Annotated in this window: 22 protein-coding genes and 1 tRNA gene; 8 read left to right on the forward strand and 15 right to left on the reverse strand. The window is 64.8% G+C overall.

The window, feature by feature from the left end; genetic code table 11:
* Positions 1-13: 13 nt before the first annotated feature.
* Positions 14-811, forward strand: coding sequence for an enoyl-CoA hydratase/isomerase family protein (locus E5P2_RS14365; RefSeq protein WP_162567817.1), 798 nt, complete (start codon positions 14-16; stop codon positions 809-811).
* Positions 812-824: 13 nt separating this feature from the next.
* Positions 825-1,844: a CaiB/BaiF CoA transferase family protein gene (locus E5P2_RS14370; RefSeq protein ID WP_443083516.1), complete on the forward strand. Its 1,020-nt coding sequence runs from the start codon at positions 825-827 to the stop codon at positions 1,842-1,844.
* A 180-nt stretch (positions 1,845-2,024) separates the two neighbouring features.
* Here the strand turns inward: E5P2_RS14370 and E5P2_RS14375 are convergent.
* The 7 genes from E5P2_RS14375 to E5P2_RS14405 all read right to left on the reverse strand — a co-directional run bounded on the left by E5P2_RS14375 (position 2,025) and on the right by E5P2_RS14405 (position 7,271).
* Positions 2,025-2,100 (reverse strand) — tRNA-Asn (locus E5P2_RS14375).
* Between the two features lie 12 nt (positions 2,101-2,112).
* Complete coding sequence (locus E5P2_RS14380) at positions 2,113-2,259, reverse strand: hypothetical protein (protein ID WP_162567818.1); 147 nt, start codon at positions 2,257-2,259, stop codon at positions 2,113-2,115.
* 137 nt (positions 2,260-2,396) lie between these two features.
* Positions 2,397-2,732 carry a hypothetical protein gene (locus E5P2_RS14385; RefSeq protein WP_162567819.1) on the reverse strand — a complete coding sequence of 112 codons (336 nt, stop codon included), beginning with the start codon at positions 2,730-2,732 and terminating at the stop codon, positions 2,397-2,399.
* 141 nt (positions 2,733-2,873) lie between these two features.
* Entirely contained in the window at positions 2,874-4,340 is a 1,467-nt protein-coding gene (locus E5P2_RS14390) for a DegQ family serine endoprotease (protein WP_162567820.1), read from the reverse strand.
* A 97-nt stretch (positions 4,341-4,437) separates the two neighbouring features.
* Positions 4,438-5,751 (reverse strand): ATP-binding protein, encoded by a 1,314-nt coding sequence (locus tag E5P2_RS14395; RefSeq protein ID WP_162567821.1) that lies wholly within the window; start codon positions 5,749-5,751, stop codon positions 4,438-4,440.
* 31 nt (positions 5,752-5,782) lie between these two features.
* Positions 5,783-6,442 carry a response regulator gene (locus tag E5P2_RS14400; RefSeq protein WP_162567822.1) on the reverse strand — a complete coding sequence of 220 codons (660 nt, stop codon included), beginning with the start codon at positions 6,440-6,442 and terminating at the stop codon, positions 5,783-5,785.
* Positions 6,443-6,500: 58 nt separating this feature from the next.
* Positions 6,501-7,271 (reverse strand): IclR family transcriptional regulator domain-containing protein, encoded by a 771-nt coding sequence (locus E5P2_RS14405; RefSeq protein WP_162567823.1) that lies wholly within the window; start codon positions 7,269-7,271, stop codon positions 6,501-6,503.
* A 125-nt stretch (positions 7,272-7,396) separates the two neighbouring features.
* On the opposite strand from E5P2_RS14405, the gene pobA reads away from it, so the two are divergent.
* Positions 7,397-8,578, forward strand: a complete 1,182-nt coding sequence (pobA, locus tag E5P2_RS14410) for a 4-hydroxybenzoate 3-monooxygenase (protein WP_162567824.1) — start codon at positions 7,397-7,399, stop codon at positions 8,576-8,578.
* A 22-nt stretch (positions 8,579-8,600) separates the two neighbouring features.
* Here the strand turns inward: pobA and E5P2_RS14415 are convergent, their stop codons facing one another.
* Positions 8,601-10,931 carry a xanthine dehydrogenase family protein molybdopterin-binding subunit gene (locus E5P2_RS14415; protein WP_162567825.1) on the reverse strand — a complete coding sequence of 777 codons (2,331 nt, stop codon included), beginning with the start codon at positions 10,929-10,931 and terminating at the stop codon, positions 8,601-8,603.
* A 113-nt stretch (positions 10,932-11,044) separates the two neighbouring features.
* Between E5P2_RS14415 and aat the strand changes: the two genes are divergently transcribed.
* Genes aat through E5P2_RS14430 form a run of 3 tightly spaced genes read left to right on the forward strand, consistent with a single transcriptional unit; the run spans position 11,045 to position 13,366 of the window.
* Positions 11,045-11,797: a leucyl/phenylalanyl-tRNA--protein transferase gene (aat, locus tag E5P2_RS14420; protein ID WP_174262669.1), complete on the forward strand. Its 753-nt coding sequence runs from the start codon at positions 11,045-11,047 to the stop codon at positions 11,795-11,797.
* Positions 11,794-12,543: an arginyltransferase gene (locus E5P2_RS14425; protein WP_162567826.1), complete on the forward strand. Its 750-nt coding sequence runs from the start codon at positions 11,794-11,796 to the stop codon at positions 12,541-12,543. The genes aat and E5P2_RS14425 overlap by 4 nt, the downstream gene beginning before the upstream one ends.
* Before the next feature lie 28 nt (positions 12,544-12,571).
* Positions 12,572-13,366: an IclR family transcriptional regulator gene (locus E5P2_RS14430; RefSeq protein WP_162567827.1), complete on the forward strand. Its 795-nt coding sequence runs from the start codon at positions 12,572-12,574 to the stop codon at positions 13,364-13,366.
* Positions 13,367-13,417: 51 nt separating this feature from the next.
* On the opposite strand, the gene E5P2_RS14435 is transcribed toward E5P2_RS14430, so the two are convergent.
* The 7 genes from E5P2_RS14435 to E5P2_RS14465 all read right to left on the reverse strand — a co-directional run bounded on the left by E5P2_RS14435 (position 13,418) and on the right by E5P2_RS14465 (position 22,619).
* Positions 13,418-14,602: a serine hydrolase gene (locus E5P2_RS14435; RefSeq protein ID WP_162570496.1), complete on the reverse strand. Its 1,185-nt coding sequence runs from the start codon at positions 14,600-14,602 to the stop codon at positions 13,418-13,420.
* 116 nt (positions 14,603-14,718) lie between these two features.
* A complete protein-coding gene (locus tag E5P2_RS14440) occupies positions 14,719-16,257 on the reverse strand; it encodes a 2-isopropylmalate synthase (protein WP_162567828.1) in 1,539 nt (512 codons plus the stop codon).
* A gap of 17 nt (positions 16,258-16,274) precedes the next feature.
* Positions 16,275-17,978 carry a 2-isopropylmalate synthase gene (gene leuA / locus E5P2_RS14445; RefSeq protein WP_162567829.1) on the reverse strand — a complete coding sequence of 568 codons (1,704 nt, stop codon included), beginning with the start codon at positions 17,976-17,978 and terminating at the stop codon, positions 16,275-16,277.
* Between the two features lie 194 nt (positions 17,979-18,172).
* Entirely contained in the window at positions 18,173-19,006 is an 834-nt protein-coding gene (pssA, locus tag E5P2_RS14450; RefSeq protein ID WP_162567830.1) for a CDP-diacylglycerol--serine O-phosphatidyltransferase, read from the reverse strand.
* 159 nt (positions 19,007-19,165) lie between these two features.
* Complete coding sequence (gene ilvC, locus E5P2_RS14455; protein WP_162567831.1) at positions 19,166-20,182, reverse strand: ketol-acid reductoisomerase; 1,017 nt, start codon at positions 20,180-20,182, stop codon at positions 19,166-19,168.
* Between the two features lie 40 nt (positions 20,183-20,222).
* Positions 20,223-20,714 (reverse strand): acetolactate synthase small subunit, encoded by a 492-nt coding sequence (gene ilvN / locus E5P2_RS14460; protein ID WP_076998466.1) that lies wholly within the window; start codon positions 20,712-20,714, stop codon positions 20,223-20,225.
* Positions 20,715-20,843: 129 nt separating this feature from the next.
* Positions 20,844-22,619 carry an acetolactate synthase 3 catalytic subunit gene (locus E5P2_RS14465; RefSeq protein WP_162570497.1) on the reverse strand — a complete coding sequence of 592 codons (1,776 nt, stop codon included), beginning with the start codon at positions 22,617-22,619 and terminating at the stop codon, positions 20,844-20,846.
* Positions 22,620-22,901: 282 nt separating this feature from the next.
* Between E5P2_RS14465 and E5P2_RS14470 the strand changes: the two genes are divergently transcribed.
* Both E5P2_RS14470 and E5P2_RS14475 read left to right on the forward strand, forming a co-directional pair.
* Entirely contained in the window at positions 22,902-23,468 is a 567-nt protein-coding gene (locus E5P2_RS14470) for an RNA polymerase sigma factor (protein ID WP_162567832.1), read from the forward strand.
* Complete coding sequence (locus E5P2_RS14475) at positions 23,465-23,902, forward strand: DUF3619 family protein (RefSeq protein WP_162567833.1); 438 nt, start codon at positions 23,465-23,467, stop codon at positions 23,900-23,902. The genes E5P2_RS14470 and E5P2_RS14475 overlap by 4 nt, the downstream gene beginning before the upstream one ends.
* Positions 23,903-23,915 lie beyond the last annotated feature (13 nt).

Consider the following 23,915-nt stretch of genomic DNA (forward strand, 5'->3'; position numbering starts at 1 on the left):
GAAAGGGACACTCATGAATCCGCAATCGCTTGCACTGTGGCACGTCGAAGACAGCGTCGGCCACATCGTTCTCAACCGACCGGAGGCCGCCAATGCGTTGAACTCGGCGTATGGCGACGCGCTCTGCGAGGCCATCGCGCAGGCGGCGCGCGCCGACGTGGGCGCCATCCTGCTCTCGGCCAACGGCAAGCAGTTCTGCGCCGGCGGCGACATCCATGAATTCGCCGAGCGGCGCGACGACATCGATGCGCTCATCAAGACCATGCTCGATGCGCTGCACCCCGCCATCCACACGCTGGCAACCCTGCCGGTGCCCGTGATCAGCGCGGTCCAGGGACCGGTCGGCGGGGCCGGCATCTCGGTGGCCTTGTGTGCCGACCTGGTGCTGGCTTCGCCGGCCATGAAGCTTCGCGGCGGGTATTCGGCGATCGGCCTGAGCCCGGACCTGGGCGCGTCCTACTACCTGGTGCGTCGCGCCGGGGCTGCCCGGGCCAAGAACATCCTCATGACCAATCGGCCGCTTTCGGCCGAGCAATGCCTGGCCTGGGGCCTCGTCGACGAGATCCATGCGCAGGACAGCCTGCTGCCCGCGGCGCGCGCGCTCGCGCAACAGCTGGCGCGCGGCGCCACCGCGTCGCTCGGCGGCATCAAGCGCCTGTGCGACGGCGCGCACGAACACGACCTGCGCACGCACCTTCAACTCGAACGCGAGGCGCTGTTGCGCTGCGCGCTGTCGGCGGACGGCCGCGAGGGTGTGAAAGCCTTCGTCGAAAAAAGAGCACCGGAATTCTCGGACCCGCGACTCGATTGATCAGGAGCTGAATGTGAGCCATCTGCCATTGCAAGGCGTGCGCGTTGTCGAGTTCGAGGGCATCGGGCCGGGTCCCGTGGCCGGACGCATGCTCGCCGCCATGGGTGCCGAAGTGACCGTGCTGGCGCGCCCGCGGGAGCGGCTGGCGCTCAACCTCGGCGCCGACCAGGACAATCCGCTGCGCGAGGGCAAGCAGGTCGTCACGCTCGATCTCAAGACGCCCGAGGGCGTGACACGCGCGCTGGACTGCGTGGCCGGCGCCGACGTGCTGATCGAAGGCAATCGACCCGGCGTGATGGAGCGCCTGGGGCTGGGGCCGGAAGTCTGCATGGCACGCAATCCGCGGCTGATCTACGGCCGCATGACCGGATGGGGACAGGACGGCCCGCTGGCGCAGGCAGCCGGCCACGATCTGAACTACGTCGCCCTGACCGGGCTTCTGTCGCTTTCGGCGCGCAAGGGCGAGGCGCCCATTGTTCCGCCCACGGTGGTCGGCGATGCCGGCGGTGCGCTGGGCCTGGCCTTCGGCATCGCCTGCGCCCTGGTCGACGTGCGAGCCACCGGTCGCGGGCGGGTCATCGACGCCGCCATCGTCGATGTGGTGTCCATGCTCGGCACGCTCGCGCAGTGGGTACGCGCCAGGGGCAACATCGACGGCGCACAGCCAAGCCCTTTTCACGATTCGCCCTACTACGACACCTACCTCTGTGCGGACGGCAAGTTCATCACGATTGCCGCCATGGAACCGCAGTTCTATGCCCTTCTGCTGGACAAGTTGGGCATGCACGACGTCGATCCCGGCAAGCAGGACGACCGTGCGGGATGGCCGGCGCTGAAGACGCGCTTCGCCGACTGCTTCCGCAGCCGGACCCGCGAACAATGGTGCGAATTGCTCGAAGGCACCGATGTGTGCTTTGCGCCCGTGCTGACGATCGAGGAAGCTGCCGCGCATCCGCACAATGCGGCGCGCGGGATCTTTCGCGTGCTGTCACCGGTCGACATCCGACCCGCCGTGGCGCCGCGCTTCGTTTGAATCTTGCGATGAGCCATCTTCGGCGGGATGGCTGGGGATAAACCGCCCGTTGGGCGGTCGGTAGGGCGCGCCTGCTCGAAGCGACGCGGGCCTGCGTTCTGGCTGCACGGTCACAGCCCAAAAAAATGGCCCATCCGGTGAGGGATGGGCCAAGTGCTTGTCTTCTACAACAAGAATCCATGGCTCCTCGACCTGGGCTCGAACCAGGGACCTACGGATTAACAGTCCGGCGCTCTACCGACTGAGCTATCGAGGAACAAGCCTCAAATTATAGCGTGCTTTTTTGCGGCTCCCGACTGGCACGAAAGAGCGGTGCACCCTTGTTGGATGCGGCACGGCCGATCATGGTGACCGTGCCCGCGATGTTGATCTGCCTGACGCTGCTGTTCTTGGCCGGGATGATGAGTCTCGGCATGCCCTGCTCCTTTGGCTATTTGACTGAGGAATAGCTCAAGCGCGCAGATTCAGCCTCCAAAGCACAAACAGAAGGGGCTTCTTTCAGGCTTGTTCGCAGAAGTCCGAGAGCAGCCTCGATGGCGCCCGGCTTCGTTCCTACAGCGAGGACCGATCCGTGGTGAACAGACATGAATCCTCATCCTCCGGCGGTGCCGGCGCCCGCAGCGCGGCGACAGGCCCCGTCAAGGTCGTCTCTCCCAGGCCGACCGGTGCTTTCGGCCTGCCGAACGGCGCCAGGCCCTGCAGCACGCGCAACGCAGAAGCACCCTGGATGAGCGCCTCCGAATAGTCGGGCAAGCCTTGCGTCGACGAGTCGATGGGCCTATAGCCCAGGCACTCCTCGGAATCCGCCTGCACTGCTTCCATCAGAACCCAATGGAATTCGTTGGGCTCGAGTTCGAGAACAGTCAAAGCAACATCGCGCAGCGCCATAGGGAAACCTCTCATTCAATCACTTGAAAGATTGTTGCCCGCAGTTAATCTTCCACAAAGGTACTTTTGCACGATGGACTCTTCGTGTCGGCGCGAAGCGGCACTAATGCCTGAGTTGCCGTGTCGCTTGCGCGCCGGTGATCAGCCGATACGCACCGGCACGAAGATCTTGTCCCCGTCGCGCTGGATGAGCAACGCGACCGACTTGTCGGCCTTGGCAACCACCTCGCGAATCTGCTCGACGCTCTTCGCCGGGGTGCCGTTGATGGCCAGCAGCACGTCACCCGCCTGCACGCCGGCCAGCGCTGCCGGTCCGCCGGCATCCTCGATCAGCAGGCCGCCATCGACCTGGGCCTCGCGCTTTTCCTGCGGCTGCAGTGGCCGCAATGCGAGACCCAGCTTGCCGCCGGGGCCGCCACTGTCGTCGTTGCTGGCCACGGTGGTGGTCTTGTCGTTGGCATTGCCGAGCTTGGCCGTGATCTCCTGCCGCGCGCCCTGGCGCCAGATCTCCATCGTGACCTTGGTGCCGGGCTTCTGCTGGCCGATCACGGCTGGCAGATCGCCCGACGAGACGATCGGCTGGCCATCGACCTTGCGGATCACGTCGCCGGTGCGCAGGCCGGCCTGATCGGCCGGGCCGCCCTTCTCGACGTTCGACACCAGCGCGCCTTCCGGCTTGTCGAGCTTGAAGGAATCGGCGAAAGCCTGATTGACTTCCTGCACCGCCACGCCGAGCCGCGCATGGCTGGCCTTGCCGGTGGCGACGATCTGATCCTTCACCTGCACCGCCACATCGATCGGAATCGCGAAGGACACGCCCTGGTAGCCGCCGCTGCGGGTATAGATCTGCGAATTGATGCCGACCACTTCGCCACGCGTGTTGATCAGCGGACCGCCCGAGTTGCCGGGGTTCACCGCCACGTCGGTCTGGATGAAGGGCACGTAGCTGTCGTCCGGCAGCGAGCGGCCCTTGGCGCTCACCACGCCGGCCGTCACGGTGTTCTCGAAGCCGAAGGGCGAACCGATCGCGAGCACCCATTCGCCGACCTTCAGGTTCTTGACGCTGCCCAGCGCCACCGTCGGCAGGTTCCTGGCGTCGATCTTGAGCACGGCGATATCGGTCTTGGCGTCGGAGCCCAGCACCTTGGCGCGGAACTCGCGGCGGTCGGTCAGCTTGACCGTGACTTCCTTCGCATCCTTCACGACGTGGGCGTTGGTCATGATGATGCCGTCGGGGCTGACGATGAAGCCCGAGCCCTCGCCGCGCGTCGGCGTCTCGCGCTGCTGGCCGCGCGGACCCATCTGGCCTCGGAACTGGCGGAAGAACTGGAACATCGGGTCATCGGGGTCCATGCCCGGAATGCCCTCCATCGATGTCTTCATGGTGCCGGTGACGGTGATGTTGACCACCGCAGGGCCTTCCCGCTCCGTGATGGTCGAGAAGTCGGGCATGGTGACGAGGGGCCCGGTCGTCGCGGCAGCGACTGCCGGTGTGGGCGAAGCCAGCGCATGGGCACTCGTATAGGCGCCGGCGCCGACGGCACCGATCACACCGGCGGCCGCCATGGCAATGACGAGGGTGCGGGGCGAGGTCAAACGGGTATTCATTTGAAGTCCTTTCGATGCATGAAACAGTCATGCGATGAAAGGAATGTCGATCCGCTGACTTAAGCCCGCCTTAAGCAGCAGGAGGCCCGCGCCGGGCTCAGGCGGAGGTTGGAAAACGCACCGTGACCCGCAGCCCGCCCAGGCGCTCGGACCGGTCGAGCGACACGGTCGCGCCATGCAGGTCGGCGATCGATTTCACGATGGCCAGGCCGAGGCCGCTGCCCGACGCCTGCGGCTCGCCCGAGCGATAGAAGCGGTCGAGCACGCGCTCGCGTTCGCCCTCGGGAAGTCCCGGCCCGCTGTCTTCCACGACGAGGCCCGCGCCGGCATCCGCCTGGATGATGCCCACATCGACCCGGCCACCCGCCGGCACGTACTTGACCGCGTTGTCGAGCAGGTTACGCAGCAGCATGCGCAGCGCCTCCGCGTGGCCACCCACCGACACGGCATCGTCCCGCGCGATACCGATGTCGATGTCCTGGGCTTGCGCCGCGGCGATGGCATCGGAGATCGCAAGCCGTGCGACCTCCGACAGGCTCACGGGCTCGGGCCTTGCGCCGGCTGCGGCGCTGGCTTCGTGGCGCGCCAGCGCCAGCATCTGTTCGACCAGCCGTGTCGCGCGATCGATGCCCGCGGCCAATCGGTTGACGGCGAGTTCGCGCGCGTCGGGATCCGTGGCGCGCTTCAGGCCCTGCACCTGGAGCTTGAGCGCCGCGAGGGGCGATCGCAGCTCATGCGCGGCATCGGCCACGAAGTGCTTCTGCGCGTCGAAGGCGCGACGCACGCGATCGAAAAGAAGGTTGAGTTCATGCACCAGCGGGCGAACCTCCTCCGGCAGTTCGGCTTCGCTGACCGGCGAGAGATCGTCGGCCTGGCGCGCAGCGACCTGGCGCCTCACGCGCGCGACCGGCGCGAGCGATCGGCTCACGACCCACCACACGACGAGCATCAGCAGCGGCGCGGCGAGCGCGATCGGCCCCACGGTTCGCAATGCGAGTGCACCCGCCATGTGGCGCCGCGCGGCCATGTCCTGCGCCACCTGGATCACCAGCGCGCCTGTCTGAAGCGAGAACACGCGGTAGGTCGTGCGGTGGGCCTGCACGTTCGAAAAGCCCAGCACCGCGCGTTGCGGCAGCGCAGCCTGCGGTGCCGACTCGAAGATGCGCGAGCCGTCGGCCGTCCACACCTGGACGATGAATTCGAAGTTCTCGTCGTCCCCGCCCAGTCCGCCGACCGTCGAGCTCGCCGGCAGCCCAGCGCGCAGCGAGAGTGCCATCTGCTGCATGTGATAGTCGAAGATGTCGTCGGCTTCCTTGAGCACGGTGCGATAGGCGACGAAGGCTTGAGTGCCCGCGGCCAGCACGATGGCCGCCAGCAGGAACCACAAGAGGCGTGCGCGCAGGGACTTCATGGTCGCCGCACCCGGCGCAGCGCGCCGTTCGTCATTCCTTGGGCACCATGTAGCCCACGCCGCGCACGTTGCGGATCAGGTCGGCGCCCAGTTTCTTGCGCAGGCCGTGGACGTAGACCTCGACGGCATTGCTGCTGATCTCGTCCTTCCAGCTGTAGAGCTTTTCCTCGAGCTGCGCACGCGACAGCACCATGCCGGGCCGCGCGAGCAAGGGCTCGAGCACGGCCCATTCGCGCGCGGACAGCACCACCGGCTGGCCGGCCACCGTGACCTCGCGCGTCAGCGGATTGACGCTCACGCCCATGTGCTCATAGACCGGCTCCGCCCGCCCGGAAGCGCGGCGCAGCAAGGCGCGGATGCGCGCGAGCAGCTCGTCGAGGTCGTAGGGTTTGAGCACATAGTCGTCGGCGCCGGCATCCAGCCCCTCGATGCGTTGCTGCACCGAATCGCGCGCGGTCGCGATCAGCACCGGCATGCGCTGCTTGCGGGTGCGCAGCGCGCGCAGCACGTCGAGCCCGTCGCGGCGCGGCACGCCGAGGTCCAGCAGCACGAGGTCGTAGTGCTGCGTGCGCAGCGCGGTGTCGGCGGTCTCGCCGTCCTTGACCCAGTCGACCGCATACTGCTCGGCGCGCAGCAGATCGAGCACGGCTTCACCGATCATCAGATCGTCTTCGAGCAGCAGCAATCGCATCGTTCATTCACTCGCATGGGACGGTTCGAGATCGTAACGGCGGCGAAGTTCATCCGCCTCACAGGAGCGCCCTGACCTCGCGCGCTGCTTCGAACAGGAGCGGGAGCATCTCGTGGCGCAGCGTGTCTTCCTGATGGCGCGTGCCGGAGAACACCACGTTGAGCGCCGCCACCGTATGCCCCTGCATGTCGCGCAGCGGTACGGCGAGCGCCTGCACGCCGAGTTCATGTTCCTCGCTGGCAAAGCAGAAATCGTCCTTGCGCACCCGCGCGACGAGCTGGCGCAGCACACGCGCCTGCGTGACGGTCTGCGGCGTGAGACGCGGCAGGCTGCGGCCCTTCAACCAGTGCGCGAACTGCGCAGTGCTCATCGCCGCGAGCAGCACGCGGCCGGTCGACGTCGCGTGCGCCGGCAGGCGCGCGCCCAGATGGAGGCCATAGGCCAGCACCCGCGTCGGCGCACCATAGCTGCCGCTGCGCGCGATGATGACGACCTCCTCGCCATCGAGTACCACCGCGGAAAAGGATTCCTGCGTCTGCGCGGCGAGGCGGTTCAGCGTGGGCTGCAGCGCGCGCGGCAGGCGCGACGACGCGAGATAGCTGCCGGAAAAGCGCAGCACCTTCGGCGCCATCCAGAAATAGCTGCCGTCCGTTTCGAGGTAGCCGAGGTGCGCCAGCGTCAGCAGATGGCGCCGCGCCGCGGCCCGCGTCAGGCCGGCGCGTTCGGCCGCGAGCGTCGCATTGAGGCGCTGGCGCTCGGTATCGAAGCTCTCGAGCACGGCCATGCCCTTGGCGATGCCTTCGATGAAGTCGGGCTTGGCGATGGTCATGGAATGAAGTGTTGCGCGATCATCGCGCAGACCGTCTCATGATCGCACAGAGGATGGGATCGCGCCATGCCGAATCGGCCGCAGCGGCCTACGCTTGCCCGAATCACGAGATCGAGAGACAACGCATGCGCACACAAGTCGCCATCATCGGCGCCGGCCCGGCCGGCCTTCTGCTCGGCCAGCTGCTGTACAAGGCCGGCATCGACAACATCATCGTGGAGCGGCAAACCGGCGACTACGTGCTGGGCCGCATCCGCGCCGGCGTGCTGGAACAGATCACGATGGACCTGCTCGAACGCGCCGGCGTCGACGCGCGCGCCAAGGCCGAGGGCCTGCCGCATGGAGGCATCGAATTGCTGTTCAAGGGCGCGCGGCATCGCATCGACATGCATGGCCTTACCGACGGCAAGCAGGTCACGGTGTATGGCCAGACCGAGGTCACGCGCGACCTGATGGCAGCGCGCGCGGCAGAGGGCCTGACGACCCTCTACAGCGCGTCATCGGTGAGCCTGCACGACTTCGACACGGGCAGGCCGCGCGTGCGCTACCAGAAGGACGGCACCACCCACGAGATCGAGTGCGACTTCATCGCCGGTTGCGACGGCTACCACGGCGTCAGCCGCGCCAGCGTGCCGACGCAATCGCTCCATACCTACGAGAAGGTCTACCCCTTCGGCTGGCTCGGCGTGCTGGCCGATGTGCCGCCCGTGTCGCACGAACTCATCTATGCCAACACCCCGCGCGGCTTCGCGCTGTGCAGCATGCGCAGTGCCGCGCGCAGCCGCTACTACGTGCAGGTGCCCACCGACGAACGCGTCGAGAACTGGAGCGACGAAGCCTTCTGGAACGAATTGCGCCTGCGGCTCGATCCGGAAGCGCGGGAACACCTCGTGACCGGTCCTTCGCTGGAAAAAAGCATCGCGCCGCTGCGCAGCTTCGTCGCCGAGCCGATGCGCTTCGGCAGCCTGTTCCTGGCCGGCGACGCCGCGCACATCGTGCCGCCGACCGGCGCCAAGGGATTGAACCTGGCGACTGCGGACGTCGGCTTCCTGTCGCGCGCCTTCGAAATCTTCTACACCGGGAAATCGGCGTCAGCGCTCGACCGCTACTCCGACCTCTGCCTGCGCCGGGTCTGGAAGGCCGAGCGCTTCTCGTGGTGGTTCACCTCGCTGATGCACCGCTTTCCCGAGACCGGCGAGTTCGGCCAGAAGATCCAGGAGGCCGAGCTCGACTACCTGGTGCACTCGCGCGCCGCATCGACCTCCCTCGCGGAAAACTACGTGGGATTGCCGCTCGAGGATTTCTGAGGCCCGCGCTCGCCCGGCTGGCTCAGTTCGCAGCCTGCATGAGCTGCCACAGGCGCGCGGAACTCAGCGGCATGTCCAGATGGGGTGCGCGGTCGGCCAGATGGTTGCGGGCCAGCGCATCCGCCACCGCGTTGACGACCGCCGGCGTGGCGCCGATGGTGCCGAGTTCGCCGACGCCCTTCACGCCCAGGGGATTGTTGAGACAAGGCGTGCTCTCGTCCATTTCCATTCGGAACATCGACGCGATGATGTCCGCGCGCGGTGCGGCGTAGTCCATCAGGCTGCCGGTCAGCGGCTGACCGGTTTCGGTGTCGTACACCACGCGCTCGCACAAGGCCTGCCCGATGCCCTGAACGGCACCGCCTTCGAGCTGGCCGCGCACGATCAACGGGTTGACGACGCGGCCCACGTCATTGACCGAGGCATAGGCAACCACGCTCGCGTCGCCGGTCGGCGGATCGATCTCGACCTCGGTGATGTGGCAGCCGTTGGGCCAGGTGGGGCCCGAGACGGCGCTGGTGGAGTCGACGAAGATCTCGCGCTCCGGCTGCTTGCCCGCCAGCGCGAAAAGGTCCAGTTCCAGGTCGGTGCCGGCAACCGTGAAGGCGCCGGCCGCGTAGCGCACGTCTTCGGCCGCGACTTCGAACTCTGCCGCCGCCAGCTGCTTCGCCTTGTCGATGGTCCGCTCCGCGCCCACACGCACGGCGGAGCCACCCGTGAAGAGCGAACGCGACCCGGCACTGCCGAAGCCGTCGCCGCGGTCGGTGTCGCCCAGCACGATGCGGACTTTCTCGATCGGCACGCCGAAGGTGTCGACCGCCAGTTGGGCCAGGCTGGTCGCGATGCCCTGCCCCATCGCGTTGACGGCCGAGAACACTTCGATGATGCCGTCGGCCTGGACCGAGACGGTCACGCGCTCCTCGAAGACGTTGCCGCCGGTCCATTCCAGGAAGGTGGCGATGCCGAGGCCGCGCATCTTGCCCCGGCGCTTCGACTCGGCCGCGCGGGCCTCGAAGCCCTGCCAGTCCGCGAGCGCGAGCGCCTGGTCCATGACGGATTCGAACTGGCCCGTGTCGTAGGTCTGCTTCATCGGGTTGGTGTAGGGCATCTGCGAAGGCTGGATGAAGTTTCGCCGCCGCAGTTCGATGCGGTCGATGCCGGTCTGGCGCGCCGCTTCGTCCATCAGGCGCTCGATGGTGTAGATGGCCTCGGGCCGCCCTGCGCCGCGGTAGGCGCCGGTGGGCGCGGTGTTGGTCAGTACCGCCTTGAAGTGGAAATCGATGGTCTGGATGTCGTAGACGCTGGTCTGGACCCAGGGCCCGATGAGCAGCTGGATCGCGACGCCGGTGCCGGTCGCGTAGGCGCCGACATTGGCGAGCGTCTTGATGCGAAGCGCCAGGATCCTGCCTTGCGCGTCGAGTGCGAGCTCGGCCTTGGCTTCGACGTCGCGGCCGTGTGCGCTCGAGACGAATTCCTCGCTGCGGTCGGCCACCCATTTCACCGGCCGCCGTACCGCACGCGCAGCGAAGACGACGACGATGTCCTCCGGGTAGGCACCCGTCTTCATGCCGAAGCCGCCACCGACGTCGCCCACCACCACGCGCAGCTTGTCCTTGGGCAGGCCGATCGCGTCGCACACCGAATCGCGCACGCCGGACGGCATCTGGGTGCTCATGCGCAGCGTCACGCGCTCCGATGCCGGGTCGAAATCGGCGAGCACCGAGCGCGGCTCGATCGTCAAGGCCACGACGCGCTGGTTGACGATATCGAGCGCGATCACGTGGCTGGCCCGGGCGAAGGCAGCGGCCGTCGCATCGCTGCTTCCATGGCGCATTTCGGCCGCGACGTTGCCGGTGGCCGTGTCGCAGACGAGCGGCGCGCCTTCGGCGGTCGCGCCGGCGAGATCGACGACCATCGGCAGCTCTTCGTAGTCGGCCACCACCGCCTCGGCGGCATCGCGCGCCTCGCGCGCCGTCTCGGCGATCACGGCAGCGACCGGCTCGCCGACGAAGCGCACCCTGTCGCGGGCCAGCGCATGCCGTGGCGGCGTGGCGCAATCGGCACCGTCCGCGCGCTTGAACCCCGCGGCGCCCGGCATGGGCTTGACACCCGCCTCGGCCAGATCCGCACCGGTCAGGACGCGCAGCACACCAGGCATGGCGACGGCTGCCGCGGTGTCGACGGACACCAGCCGGGCATGCGGATAGGGAGAACGGACGAAGCACAGAAAGGTCTGGCCCGGCAGCGTGACGTCGTCGGTGTAGCGTCCGGCGCCGGCCAGCAGGTTTTCGTCTTCGACGCGCCGAACGGCCTGGCCGCTGCCGAAGCGCATGGGATTAGTTTCGGATGTCACCGTGGTCCTTTGGATCTTGCGAGCAGCTGAAATTACGAGAGGAACTATATGGGCATCGGGCACATCTTGCTTTCGAAGCGCTCGTGTCGCCGAAGCCGTGTATACCTTCAATCATGCAACTGCCCTGGCTCGTTCCTGGTGAACCCCTGCCCTGCGCCGCATCGGCCTGGGGCGCAGCCGACCCTGTTCCCGGTCTTCTGGCAGCCGGCGGAGGGCTCGACGTCGCGACCCTGCTGCAGGCCTACGGCAACGGGATCTTTCCGTGGTTCAGCGAAGGCCAGCCCATCCTGTGGTGGAGCCCCGATCCGCGGATGGTCCTGGAAGCCGCCCGGTTCAGCCTCCATCGCTCGCTGCGCAAGACGCTGGCGCGCTTCGCATCCACCGAAGGCTGCGAGATTCGCATCGACCACGATTTCGAGACCGTGATCGAAGCCTGCTCGCAGGCGCCGCGAGCCGGCCAGACCGGCACCTGGATCCTGCCCGAGATGGTGGATGCGTACACCGCATTGCATCGCGCGGGGCACGCGCACAGCATCGAAACCTGGATCGACGGAGAGCTCGCCGGCGGGCTGTATTGCGTGGCGATCGGGCGCGCGGTGTTCGGCGAGTCGATGTTCGCGCACCGGGCCGACGCCTCCAAGATCGCGCTCGCGGCGCTGGTGTGCCTGTGCCGCCGGTACGGCATTCCGATGATCGATTGCCAGCAGAACACGGCCCATCTTGCCGGGCTCGGCGCGCGCGAGGTGCCGCGAGCCGACTTCCTGTCGCACGTGGCCGACAGCCGCCAGCAGACAGGCCCCGACTGGCGATTCGACCCCGTATACTGGACAGAACTCCTGTCCGCGCGACCCTCCTTCACGACGTGACGCACCTCAAGGATCTTCCGCTCCATACGCTGCAGTTCTACGCGACGGCACCCTATCCGTGCAGCTACCTGCCGGACCGGCAGGCGCGCTCGCAAGTTGCCACGCCCAGCCACCTGATCCATAACGACGCCTACTCGGACCTGGTGCTGAGCGGTTTCCGACGCAGCGGGATGTTCACCTACCGGCCGTATTGCGACGGTTGCAGCGCCTGCGTCCCGCTGCGCGTGCTGGCCAAGGAATTTCAGCCCAATCGAAGCCAGCGCCGCGCCCAGAAGCGCCATGCGAACCTGCAAGCCCGCGTGCTGAAGCTCTGCTTCGTGCCCGAGCACTACCAGCTGTATCTGCGCTACCAGAATGGACGACATGCGGGCGGCGGCATGGATCACGACAGCATCGACCAATACACCCAGTTCCTGCTCCAAAGCCGTGTCAACTCACGGCTGGTGGAGTTCCGCGAAACAGGGCCGGACGGCAGCGTGGGCGACCTGAAGATGGTCTCCATCCTCGATGTGCTGAACGACGGGCTCTCCGCCGTCTACACCTTCTATGAGCCCGATGCAGGTGCGGGCTACGGCACCTACAGCGTTCTCTGGCAGATCGAACAGGCGCGCAAGCTCGATCTCGCGCACGTCTACCTCGGCTACTGGATCGAGGGCAGCGCCAAGATGAACTACAAGGCGCGGTTCGGCCCGCACGAAGTGCTGATCGACAACCGCTGGCAGGCATCCGAGCATTTCACGAAGTAAAATCGCGACCGGTCCACCCGCGTTGCCCATGAGAAAACCACAATCCGACGTTCCAGCCGTGCCCGTCATCCAGGTGATCGAGCGCATGTTCTCGCTGATCGACGTGCTGGCGTCGCGTGAAGAGGCCATCTCGCTGAAGGAAATCAGCGAAAAGACCGGACTTCACCCCTCCACCACCCACCGCATCCTGAACGATCTTGCGATCGGTCGTTTTGTCGACCGTCCCGAAGCGGGCAGCTATCGGCTGGGCATGCGCCTGCTGGAACTCGGCAACCTGGTCAAGGGGCGGCTCAATGTGCGCGATGCCGCCATGACGCCGATGCGCGAACTCCACAAGCTGACCCAGCAGCCCGTCAATCTCAGCATGCGGCAAGGCGATGAGATCATCTACGTCGAGCGCGCCTACAGCGAACGCTCCGGCATGCAGGTGGTTCGCGCCATCGGCGGTCGGGCACCGCTGCATCTCACGTCCACCGGCAAGCTGTTTCTCGCGCTCGACGACCCGCAGCGCGTGCGCAGCTACGCCACACGAACCGGCCTAGCGGGCCACACACGCAACAGCATCACGCAATTGCCGGCGCTGGAGCGGGAGCTGTCCAAGGCGCGCCAGTACGGCATTGCACGGGACAACGAGGAGCTCGAACTCGGCGTGCGCTGCATGGCGGCAGGCATCTACGACGACCAGGGCAAGCTGATTGCAGGCCTGTCGATTTCGGCGCCGGCGGATCGGCTGGACGATGGCTGGCTGCCCAAACTGCAGGCCACGGCCAACGAAATCTCGAGTGCGCTGGGCTACAAGGTGAACACGCCGGCAGCGGCCTGACCCGCCCTCGCGCTTTGCGCCTGGAAGCGCAAGCGCAAGCGCAGGAGGGCCTCAACCCGCAATGTGCGCTGCGATGTTCTGCTGCGCGGCCGACGTGCCCATCGTGTGATTGGCTTCGACCCAGCGCCGAACGCGCTCGGCGTCGGCAATGCGGCTCAGCTTGCCGGCAGAGTCGAGGAATACCATGATCAGCTTGCGACCGGCGATCCGAGCCTGCATCACGAGGCATTGTCCTGCCTCGTTGATGAAGCCGGTCTTCTGGACACCGATGTCCCAGTCCGGGTTCTTGACGAGACGGTTCGTCGTGTTGAACTGGAGCACGCGATTGCCGACTTCCACCTGGTATTCCGGCGACGTGGTCAGCTCACGCACGGTGGCATCGGCGTAGGCTGCGTTGACCAGCAACGCCAGATCCTGGGCGCTCGACTGGTTGCGGCTCGACAACCCGGTCGGCTCGACGTAGCGGGTGTCTTTCATGCCGAGCATCCTGGCCTTGGCGTTCATGACGCTCACGAAAGTGGCCAGCCCACCCGGATAGGTGCGCCCGAGTGCATGCGCCGCACGGTTTTCGCTCGACATCAGTGCAAGGTGCAGGAGTTCACCGCGCGGCAGGGTCGTGCCGACGGTCAGCCGCGAGCTGCTTCGCTTTTCCGTATCAACATCGTCCTGCGTAATGGTGATCAGTTCATCGGAGGGCAGGCGCGCCTCGCTCACGATCAGGCCGGTCATGAGCTTGGTCAGCGAAGCGATCGGCAGCACGGCATGGTCATTCTTGCTGAAGAGCACTTCGCGCGTGTCCTGGTCGATCACCAGTGCCGCGCTGGATTTCAGATCGAGGGCGTCCTCCGTGCTGTGCAGGCCGGCCAGTTGGCCATAGGACAGATGAGGCGCCTCCGGCACCCGAACCACCGACCGCCGCTGCACCGCGACTACGGTCTTGCCGCCCCTCTTGCGAATGGTGGCCACCACGTTGCGGCCACCGCTCACGACCCGCTCCCGCGCGGCGCGCTCGCTGCCGCCCTTGCGCCTGGAAGCGACGGTATGCGGGACCGCAGCGGCCGTGCGCACCTTTCGCTTGCTGTCCACGCTGATCTGGACTTTCTTGGCAGCCGGCGCCTTCTTGGCGGCATTGGCGGCAGGCAGAAAAAACGCCGTGGCGCAAAGCGCGACGGCGACGAGGCGAAGAGCAGGCAGAAACCGCTGGCTGGAAACTCGATGGAAGCGGGCTTCAGGCATTAAAAACTCTCCAGCGGCGACGAAAGAAAACCGCAGTGTATCGAAATCGAAAAAGACACGCAATATCAGTTACTTGCATCCTCTTCCTCATTCGAAAGCAAGGATCACGCAAAAACCTAACCTTGTGCCGCTACTCTCTCAGCTTGGCTCTGTAACTTATTGAGTGCACTCAAGTAAGCCTTGGCCGACGCCACCACGATGTCAGGATCGGCGCCCACCCCATTGACCACCCGTCCGGCATTCTGCAATCGCACGGTGACCTCGCCCTGACTCTCCGTCGACCCGCTGATCGCATTCACCGAATAGAGCACCATCTCGGCACCGCTCTTGACGTGCGCCTCGATGGCCTTCAATGACGCGTCGACCGGACCGTTGCCATCCGACTCGCCCGTGACTTCCTTGCCTCGCACGGTGAAGACAACGCGAGCCTGAGGCCGCTCGCCGGTTTCACTGTGTTGCGACAGAGACACAAAACCGAACTGCTCAGCAACGTGCGACAACTCCTCGTCGCTGACGAGCGCGAGGATGTCTTCGTCAAATATTTCACTTTTCCGGTCGGCGAGTTCCTTGAAGCGCGCGAACGCCGCATTGATGTCACCCTCGCTCTCCATTGTCACGCCGAGTTCGAGCAGGCGCTGCTTGAACGCGTTGCGCCCACTGAGCTTGCCCAGCACGATCTTGTTGGCGCTCCAGCCTACATCTTCGGCGCGCATGATTTCGTAGGTGTCGCGGGCCTTGAGCACGCCATCCTGGTGGATCCCCGAGGCATGCGCGAAGGCGTTGGCCCCCACCACGGCCTTGTTGGGCTGGACCACGAAGCCGGTCGTCTGGCTGACCATGCGGCTCGCCGCCACGATGTGCCGGGTATCGATGGCCAGGTCCAGGCCGAAGTAGTCCTTGCGGGTCTTCACCGCCATCACGATCTCCTCGAGCGAGCAGTTGCCCGCGCGCTCGCCGAGCCCGTTGATCGTGCATTCGACCTGCCGCGCGCCGCCGATCTTCACGCCCGCCAGCGAGTTCGCGACGGCCATGCCCAGGTCGTTGTGACAATGCACCGACCAGACCGCCTTGTCGCTGTTCGGAATGCGCTCGCGCAGGTCTCGAATGAAGTTGCCGTAGAGCTCCGGGATGGCGTAGCCCACCGTGTCGGGGACATTGATGGTCGTCGCACCTTCCTGGATGACGGCCTCGAGGACGCGACACAGGAAGTCCGGGTCGCTGCGATAGCCGTCCTCGGGACTGAACTCGACATCCGCGATCAGGTTGCGCGCGAAGCGCACCGAGAGCCGTGCTTGCTCGAACACCTCGTCCGGCGTCATTCGCAGCTTCTTTTCCATGTGCAGCGGCGAGGTCGCGATGAAGGTATGGATGCGGCCGTTGGCTGCGCCCTTGAGCGCCGCTGCCGCGCGCGAGATGTCGCGATCGTTGGCGCGCGAAAGACCGCACACAGTCGAATCCTTGATGGCGTTGGCAATCGCCACCACAGCGTCGAAATCGCCGTTCGAGCTGGCAGGAAAGCCCGCCTCGATGACGTCGACCCGCAGGCGCTCCAGCAAGCGCGCGATGCGCAGCTTCTCATCCTTGGTCATGGAGGCGCCCGGGGACTGCTCGCCATCGCGCAAGGTGGTGTCGAAAATGATGAGTTTGTCGGCCATCGTGGATCTCCAGAATCTTATGCGGGCTCAGCCAAGGATTGTGCGCTGCGCGCACCCTGCGCCCGCGCCCGCTGCAATCCCGAGACGATGGCCTTGAGCGACGCTGAAATGATGTTGGCGTCCATGCCGACGCCGAACAGCGTCGTCCTCTCGTCCACGCGCAGTTCGAGGTAGGCGACAGCCTGCGCGTCCGCGCCCGCGCCAATCGCGTGCTGGTGATAGTCGATCACGCGAATCGAATGCCCGGTGGCGCTGGCGAGGGCGTGAATGAAGGCATCGATCGGTCCGTTGCCGCGACCTTCGATCCGTCTGATTTCGCCCTCCCACGCCAGGTCCGCATGCAACACGACCGACGCAGAAGCGCCCTCGCCCTGCTCTTCGAGCACGCGGTGTTGCGGTCCGGGTTCGTCCTTGACCCGGTATTCGCGCTCGAACAATTGCCACAGGTCCGCCGCGGTGAGTTCCTTGCCGGCGACATCCATCACGCGCTGAACCGTCTGGCTGAACTCCATCTGCAGGCGCCGCGGCAGCTCGAGCCCGTATTCGCTCTCGAGCAGATAGGCGATGCCGCCTTTACCGGACTGGCTGTTGACGCGGATCACGGCCTCGTAGCTGCGGCCCAGGTCCTTCGGGTCGACGGGGAGGTAGGGCATGTCCCAGATGTCGCCCTCCTTGCGTGCGGCGAAGGCCTTCTTGATCGCATCCTGGTGCGAGCCGGAGAAGGACGTGTAGACCAGATCGCCCACATAGGGATGCCGCGGATGCACTGGCAACTGATTGCAATGCTCGACAGCGGTGCGGATCTCGTCGATGTTCGAGAAGTCGAGTTCGGGCGACACGCCTTGCGTGTAGAGATTGAGCGCGACATTCACCAGATCGAGGTTGCCAGTGCGCTCGCCGTTGCCGAACAGGCAGCCCTCGATGCGCTCGGCGCCCGCCATCAGTGCGAATTCGCCGGCCGCCGTGCCCGTGCCGCGATCGTTGTGCGGATGGACCGACAGCACGATCGCATCGCGGCGTGCGAGATGACGATGCATCCACTCGATCATGTCGGCGAAGATGTTGGGCGTCGAGTGCTCGACCGTCGAAGGCAGATTGACGATGCACTTGCGCTCCGGCGTCGGCGCCCAGACCGCGGTGACCGCATCGACCACGCGCTTGGAAAAGCCGAGGTCGGTGCCCGAGAACATCTCGGGCGAATACTGGAACGTCCATCGGGTTGCGGACTGCTTGGCGGCGAGTTCGTTGAACATGCGCGCATGGTTGGCCGCGAGTTCGACGATCTCGTCTTCATCCATCCCGAGGACAACGCGGCGCATCACCGGTGCCACGGCGTTGTACAGATGCACGATCGCACGCGGCACGCCTTGCAGCGCCTCGAAGGTGCGCTCGATCAGATGGTCGCGCGCCTGCGTGAGCACCTGGATCGTCACGTCGTCCGGGATGCGGTCTTCCTCGATCAGCTTGCGGATGAAGTCGAACTCGACCTGCGAAGCCGAGGGAAAGCCGACCTCGATTTCCTTGAAGCCGATCGCGACCAGCATCTCGAACATGCGCATCTTGCGTGCGATGTCCATGGGCTCCACCAGCGCCTGATTGCCATCGCGCAGATCGGTCGACAGCCAGATGGGGGCCCGGGTCAGCACGGTGTCGGGCCAGGTGCGATCCTTGAGACCGATGGGCGCGGTAGCGCGGTACTTGCGGTTGGGTTGCTTCAACATCTGGTATTTCTCGCTGTGGTGGGTCAACCAGCAACCCCAAACAAAACGGCCCGTTGCTGGTGCATACGGGCCGTGAGGAGGGAATTGCGCGTGCGCTACCGTCTTCGCCCGTGAGGGACGATTAGTAGGGCCAGCGAAATCTTGGTCATGAGGGTTGGGAATGTAGCACAGACCGCTGGCCGCTCGCGGCAACCCTAGTTGTGCAGCCCGCGTTCGTCCGGTTCATCGGTCGACACGCTGATGACGCTCACGGGTTGCCCTTTCGACTTGCGCCACCCGTAGACCACATAGCCACTGAGGCCGTAGGCGACGAACAGGCCGAACAGGACGGTCGGCGGATTGATGTTGATGACGGCGATGCCCAAGGCGATCAGCACGATCACGGCGAATGGCACGCTCCGCTTCATCTGGATGTCCTTGAAGCTGTAGAACGGCACGTTGGTCACCATCGTCAGACCCGCATACAGCGTGAAGCCGAAGGTGATCCAGGTGATCTGGTTCCAGGAAAGATAGAGGACTTCACCGCCGCGCTTGCCCCACTCCGTCACGAGCCAGATGAAGCCCGCCACCAGCGCCGCAGCCGCCGGGGAAGGCAGCCCCTGAAACCAGCGCTTGTCGACCACGCCGGTGTTGACGTTGAAACGCGCAAGGCGCAATGCCGCGCAGGCGCAATAGACGAAAGCCGCAATCCAGCCCCAGCGCCCCAGGCCCTTGAGCGACCATTCGTAGGCGATGAGCGCGGGCGCCGCACCGAAGGACACCATGTCGGACAGGGAATCCATCTGCTCGCCGAACGCACTTTGCGTGTTGGTCATGCGCGCGACACGGCCGTCCAGGCTATCGAGCACCATCGCTGCAAAGACGCCGAGCGCGGCCAGGTCGAAGCGTGCGTTCATGGCCATCACGACCGAATAGAAGCCCCCGAACAGTGCTGCCAGCGTGAACAGATTCGGCAGGATGTAGATGCCCTTGCGCCGCTTGCGAAGCAACACGCCTTCGGGAACGTTGTCGTCATGCACGGGAAGCATCTCCCGCGCCCATGGCTGCTCGGCGGGCAGCTACCGGATTTACAACAACAAGAGGGTGAGTAGATCGCATCGAGGGGCAGTGTAGTTCAGGCATCGGCTTGCCTGGAAAGAAAAGGGCCACCGCGCAGGGTGGCCCTTTTCGCGTCGGAAATTGTCCGATCAGTTGCGGGTCTGGTCGACCAGCTTGTTCTTCTTGATCCAGGGCATCATCGCGCGCAGCTTCTCGCCGACCACTTCGATCTGATGCTCGGCATTAAGGCGCCGGCGGCTGATCAGCGTCGGAGCACCGCCTGCGTTTTCCAGCACGAAGCTCTTGGCGTATTCGCCGGTCTGGATGTCCTTCAGGACCTGCTTCATGACCTTCTTGGTGTCTTCCGTCACGATGCGCGGCCCGGTCACGTACTCGCCGTACTCGGCGTTGTTCGAGATCGAGTAGTTCATGTTGGCGATACCGCCTTCATAGATCAGATCGACGATGAGCTTCAGCTCGTGCAGGCATTCGAAATACGCCATTTCAGGAGCGTAGCCCGCCTCGACCAGCGTTTCGAAGCCGGCCTTGATCAATTCGACGGTGCCACCGCACAGCACAGCCTGTTCGCCGAACAGATCGGTCTCGGTCTCTTCGCGGAAATTGGTTTCGATGATGCCGGCCTTGCCGCCGCCGTTGGCTGTGGCGTACGAGAGGGCGAGGTCGCGCGCCTTGCCGCTCTTGTCGGCATGCACGGCGATCAGGTGCGGCACACCGCCGCCTTGGGTGTAAGTACTGCGCACCGTGTGGCCCGGCGCCTTGGGCGCGACCATCCAGACGTCGAGATCCGCGCGCGGCTGCACGAAGCCGTAGTGGACATTGAAGCCATGCGCGAACACCAGCGACGCGCCTTCCTTGATATGCGGCGCCACGTCGTTCTTGTAGACGCTGGCGATCTGCTCGTCGGGCAGCAGGATCATCACGACGTCGGCCGACTTCACCGCGTCGGCAACCTCGGCGACCTTCAGGCCGGCCTTCTCGACCTTCGGCCAGGAAGCGCCGCCCTTGCGCAGCCCAACCACGACCTTCACGCCACTGTCGTTCAGATTCTGAGCATGCGCATGGCCCTGGCTGCCATAGCCGATGATTGCAACCGTCTTGCCCTTGATGAGGCTGAGATCAGCGTCCTTGTCGTAGTAGACCTTCATGATTTCTCCTTCGTAGATTCGGTGGATATGGATGGGTTGCTCAGACGCGCAGGATGCGCTCGCCGCGGCCAATGCCGCTGGCGCCGGTGCGGACGGTTTCGAGAATCGCGCCGCGATCGATGGCTTCCAGGAACGCATCGTTCTTGCCGTGGTCGCCGGTGAGTTCGATCGTGTAGCTCTTGTCGGTCACGTCGATGATGCGGCCGCGAAAGATCTCGGCCATGCGCATCATCTCCTCGCGCTCCTTGCCGACGGCACGCACCTTCACCATCATGAGCTCACGCTCGGTATAGGCGCCTTCGGTGAGGTCCACGACCTTCACGACCTCGATCAGGCGGTTGAGATGCTTCGTGATCTGCTCGATCACATCGTCGGAGCCCGCCGTGACGATCGTCATGCGGGACAGGCTCGGGTCCTCGGTGGGAGCGACGGTCAGCGATTCGATGTTGTAGCCACGGGCCGAAAACAGGCCCACGACGCGCGAGAGTGCACCGGGCTCGTTCTCGAGCAGCACGGCAATGATGTGTTTCATGAGCGAAGACTTCCTCTTTTCGCCGCCCTCCCCCACGCACGGTAATGCGCGGGCTCGGCGGACAATAGATTCGTCGAAAAGGATTGGACGAAAAACCCGGTCCTGGCGAACCGGGGACTTCAGGTTTCTCTAGAGGTCCTCGGACCCCAGCAGCATTTCGGTGATGCCCATCCCGGCCTTGACCATCGGGAAGACGTTCTCGGTCGGATCAGTGCGGAAATCCATGAACACGGTGCGGTCCTTGAGCTTGCGCGCCTCGCGCAACGCCGGTTCGACGTCCTGCGGTCTTTCGATCAGCATGCCGACATGGCCGTAGGCCTCAGCCAACTTCACGAAATTGGGCAGCGCATCCATGTAACTGTGGCTGTAGCGTCCCGAGTACTCGATCTCCTGCCACTGCCGGACCATGCCGAGATAGCGGTTATTGAGCGAGCAGATCTTGATGGGCGTGTTGTACTGCAGGCAGGTCGACAGTTCCTGGATGCACATCTGAACCGACCCCTCGCCCGTGATGCAGAACACCTCGGACTCCGGCTTGGCCAGCTTAATGCCCATTGCGTAGGGAATGCCCACGCCCATCGTTCCCAGGCCGCCGGAATTGATCCAGCGGCGCGGTTCGTCGAAGCGGTAGTACTGAGCCGCCCACATCTGGTGCTGGCCGACGTCGGACGTGATGTAGGTATCGGCGTCCTTGGTCATGTTCCAGAGCGTCTCGACCACGTACTGCGGTTTGATGACGTCCTTGTTGCCGCGGTCGTACTTGAGGCAATCCTTGCTGCGCCAGCCTTCAATGGTGTCCCACCAACCGGCGAGCGCGCCGGCATCGGGCTTCGTGCTGCTCTCCTTGATCATCGAAATGAGTTCGGTCAGCACGTCCTTCACGTCGCCCACGATCGGGATATCCACCCGCACCCGCTTCGAGATGCTGGAAGGATCGATGTCGATATGAATGATCTTGCGTTCGTTCTGCGCGAAGTGCTTCGGGTTGCCGATCACGCGATCATCGAAACGAGCGCCTACCGCGAGCAGCACGTCGCAGTTCTGCATTGCGTTGTTGGCCTCGATGGTGCCATGCATCCCCAGCATGCCAAGGAACTTGCGATCGCTGGCCGGATAGGCACCCAGACCCATCAAGGTGTTGGTGACCGGATAGCCGAGCATGTCGACGAGAGTGCGCAATTCGTTCGTCGCATTGCCGAGCAACACCCCGCCACCCGTGTAGATGTACGGACGCTTGGCGGCCAGCAACAGCTGAAGTGCCTTGCGGATCTGCCCGCCATGCCCCTTGCGCACCGGGTTGTACGAGCGCATTTCCACCTTCTCCGGATAGCCGGTGAACGGGGTTTTCTTGAAGGAAACGTCCTTCGGCACATCCACCACCACAGGACCGGGACGGCCAGTGCGTGCGATGTGGAAGGCCTTCTTCATCGTCATGGCCAGATCCTTGGCATCCTTGACGAGGAAGTTGTGCTTGACGACCGGCCGCGTGATGCCGACGGTGTCGCATTCCTGGAACGCATCGAGCCCGATCGCCGCGGTCGGCACCTGGCCCGAGATGATCACCATCGGGATGCTGTCCATGTAGGCCGTCGCGATGCCGGTCACCGCATTGGTCAGACCCGGCCCCGAGGTCACCAGGGCCACACCGACCTCCCCGGTTGCGCGCGCATAGCCGTCCGCAGCATGGACCGCCGCCTGCTCGTGACGCACCAGCACGTGCTGGATGGTGTCCTGCTTGTAGAAAGCGTCGTAGATGTAGAGAACCGCGCCGCCTGGGTAGCCCCAGACATACTTCACGCCTTCGGCTTGCAGTGCCTTGACCAGCACCTCGGCGCCCATGAGTTCCTGCGTTTGACTGCCTGTCGCGGCAGCTGCGGAAGCGAGTTCCGCCTTCGAAATTTCCATGATGAACCTTTGTGTTTTTTCGGGAACGAAAAACCTTGGGTGCTCCTTCATCAGCTCTTTTGAAGCCGCGTCGGAACTTGAGGCCAAAGCCATGGGCGGACTTGTCGCACCGCCGGACCGTGACCCGTTTGCCGTTTGTCTTGGAATGCGGATTATGCCATTCGCCTTGAGTGCTCCCGCGGCAAGGCAGGCGACGGGCGCGGATGCATAATCCGCGGCTGCAAAAACGCAACCGTCCCCGAGACAACATCCCATACGGCGCTTTCCCGCGCCGGAGCTCGCTTGGCCACCGAACAAGAACTTTCCGATTTCCTGAAAAGCGTTGAGCGCCGCGCTTTCAAGCGTTCGGTCTACCACGTGCGGGACGAGGAGGCCGCACTCGACATCGTGCAGGACAGCATGATGAAGCTGGCCGAGCATTACGGCGACAAGCCGGCCAACGAGTTGCCGCTGCTGTTCCAGCGCATCCTTTCCAATTGCACGCTCGATTGGTTTCGTCGTCAGAAGACCCGGCGGGCGTTGTTTTCCAACCTCAGCGACTTCGAATCTCTGGACGACGACGGTGATTTCGATCTTCTAGAGCACGTCGTCTCGCCCACCGATGCACGGGAAACCGAGAGCGCCGAGGACACCACGAGGCGCGCCCAGGTCTTTCACGAAATCGAGGAACAAATTGCCGCTTTGCCGGGTCGTCAACGCGAGGCCTTTCTAATGCGTTACTGGGAAGAAATGGACGTCGCCGAAACGGCCGCCGCCATGGGCTGTTCCGAAGGCAGCGTCAAGACTCATTGTTCGCGCGCCGTGCATGCTCTGAGCAAAGCACTCAAAGCCAAGGGAATTTCGTTATGAACACCACGCTTTCGCCCTCTTCGGTCGTGACCGAGGACCAGTTTGGCCATCGGCTTGCAGCTCGACTTTCAGCCGGCAACCTCGAACTGTCACACGAGGTCGGCGAGCGCCTGCGGGTCGCGCGCGCTCAGGCTGTCGCGCGCCGCAAGGTCGTACGGCAGCTTGGGATGACGCCGGTGGCCGTGTCGGGTGGGCGCGCGGCGACGCTGGGCGCGGGCTGGTGGACGCGCATCGGTTCGGTCATTCCGTTGGTGGCGCTTGCGGCAGGGCTCGTTGCGATCAGCGTCATGCAAGACGACAGTCGCACGAACGAGCTGGCGGAAATCGACTCGGCGTTGCTGACAGACGATCTGCCGCCGGCGGCTTACACCGACCCCGGTTTTGCTCAATTCCTGAAGGCTACCGACGCTATGTCCGAGTCGTCGGAGCACTGAGCGTCCGTTGCCG

Source organism: Variovorax sp. SRS16 (genome assembly GCF_901827165.1).
Lineage (GTDB): Bacteria > Pseudomonadota > Gammaproteobacteria > Burkholderiales > Burkholderiaceae_C > Variovorax.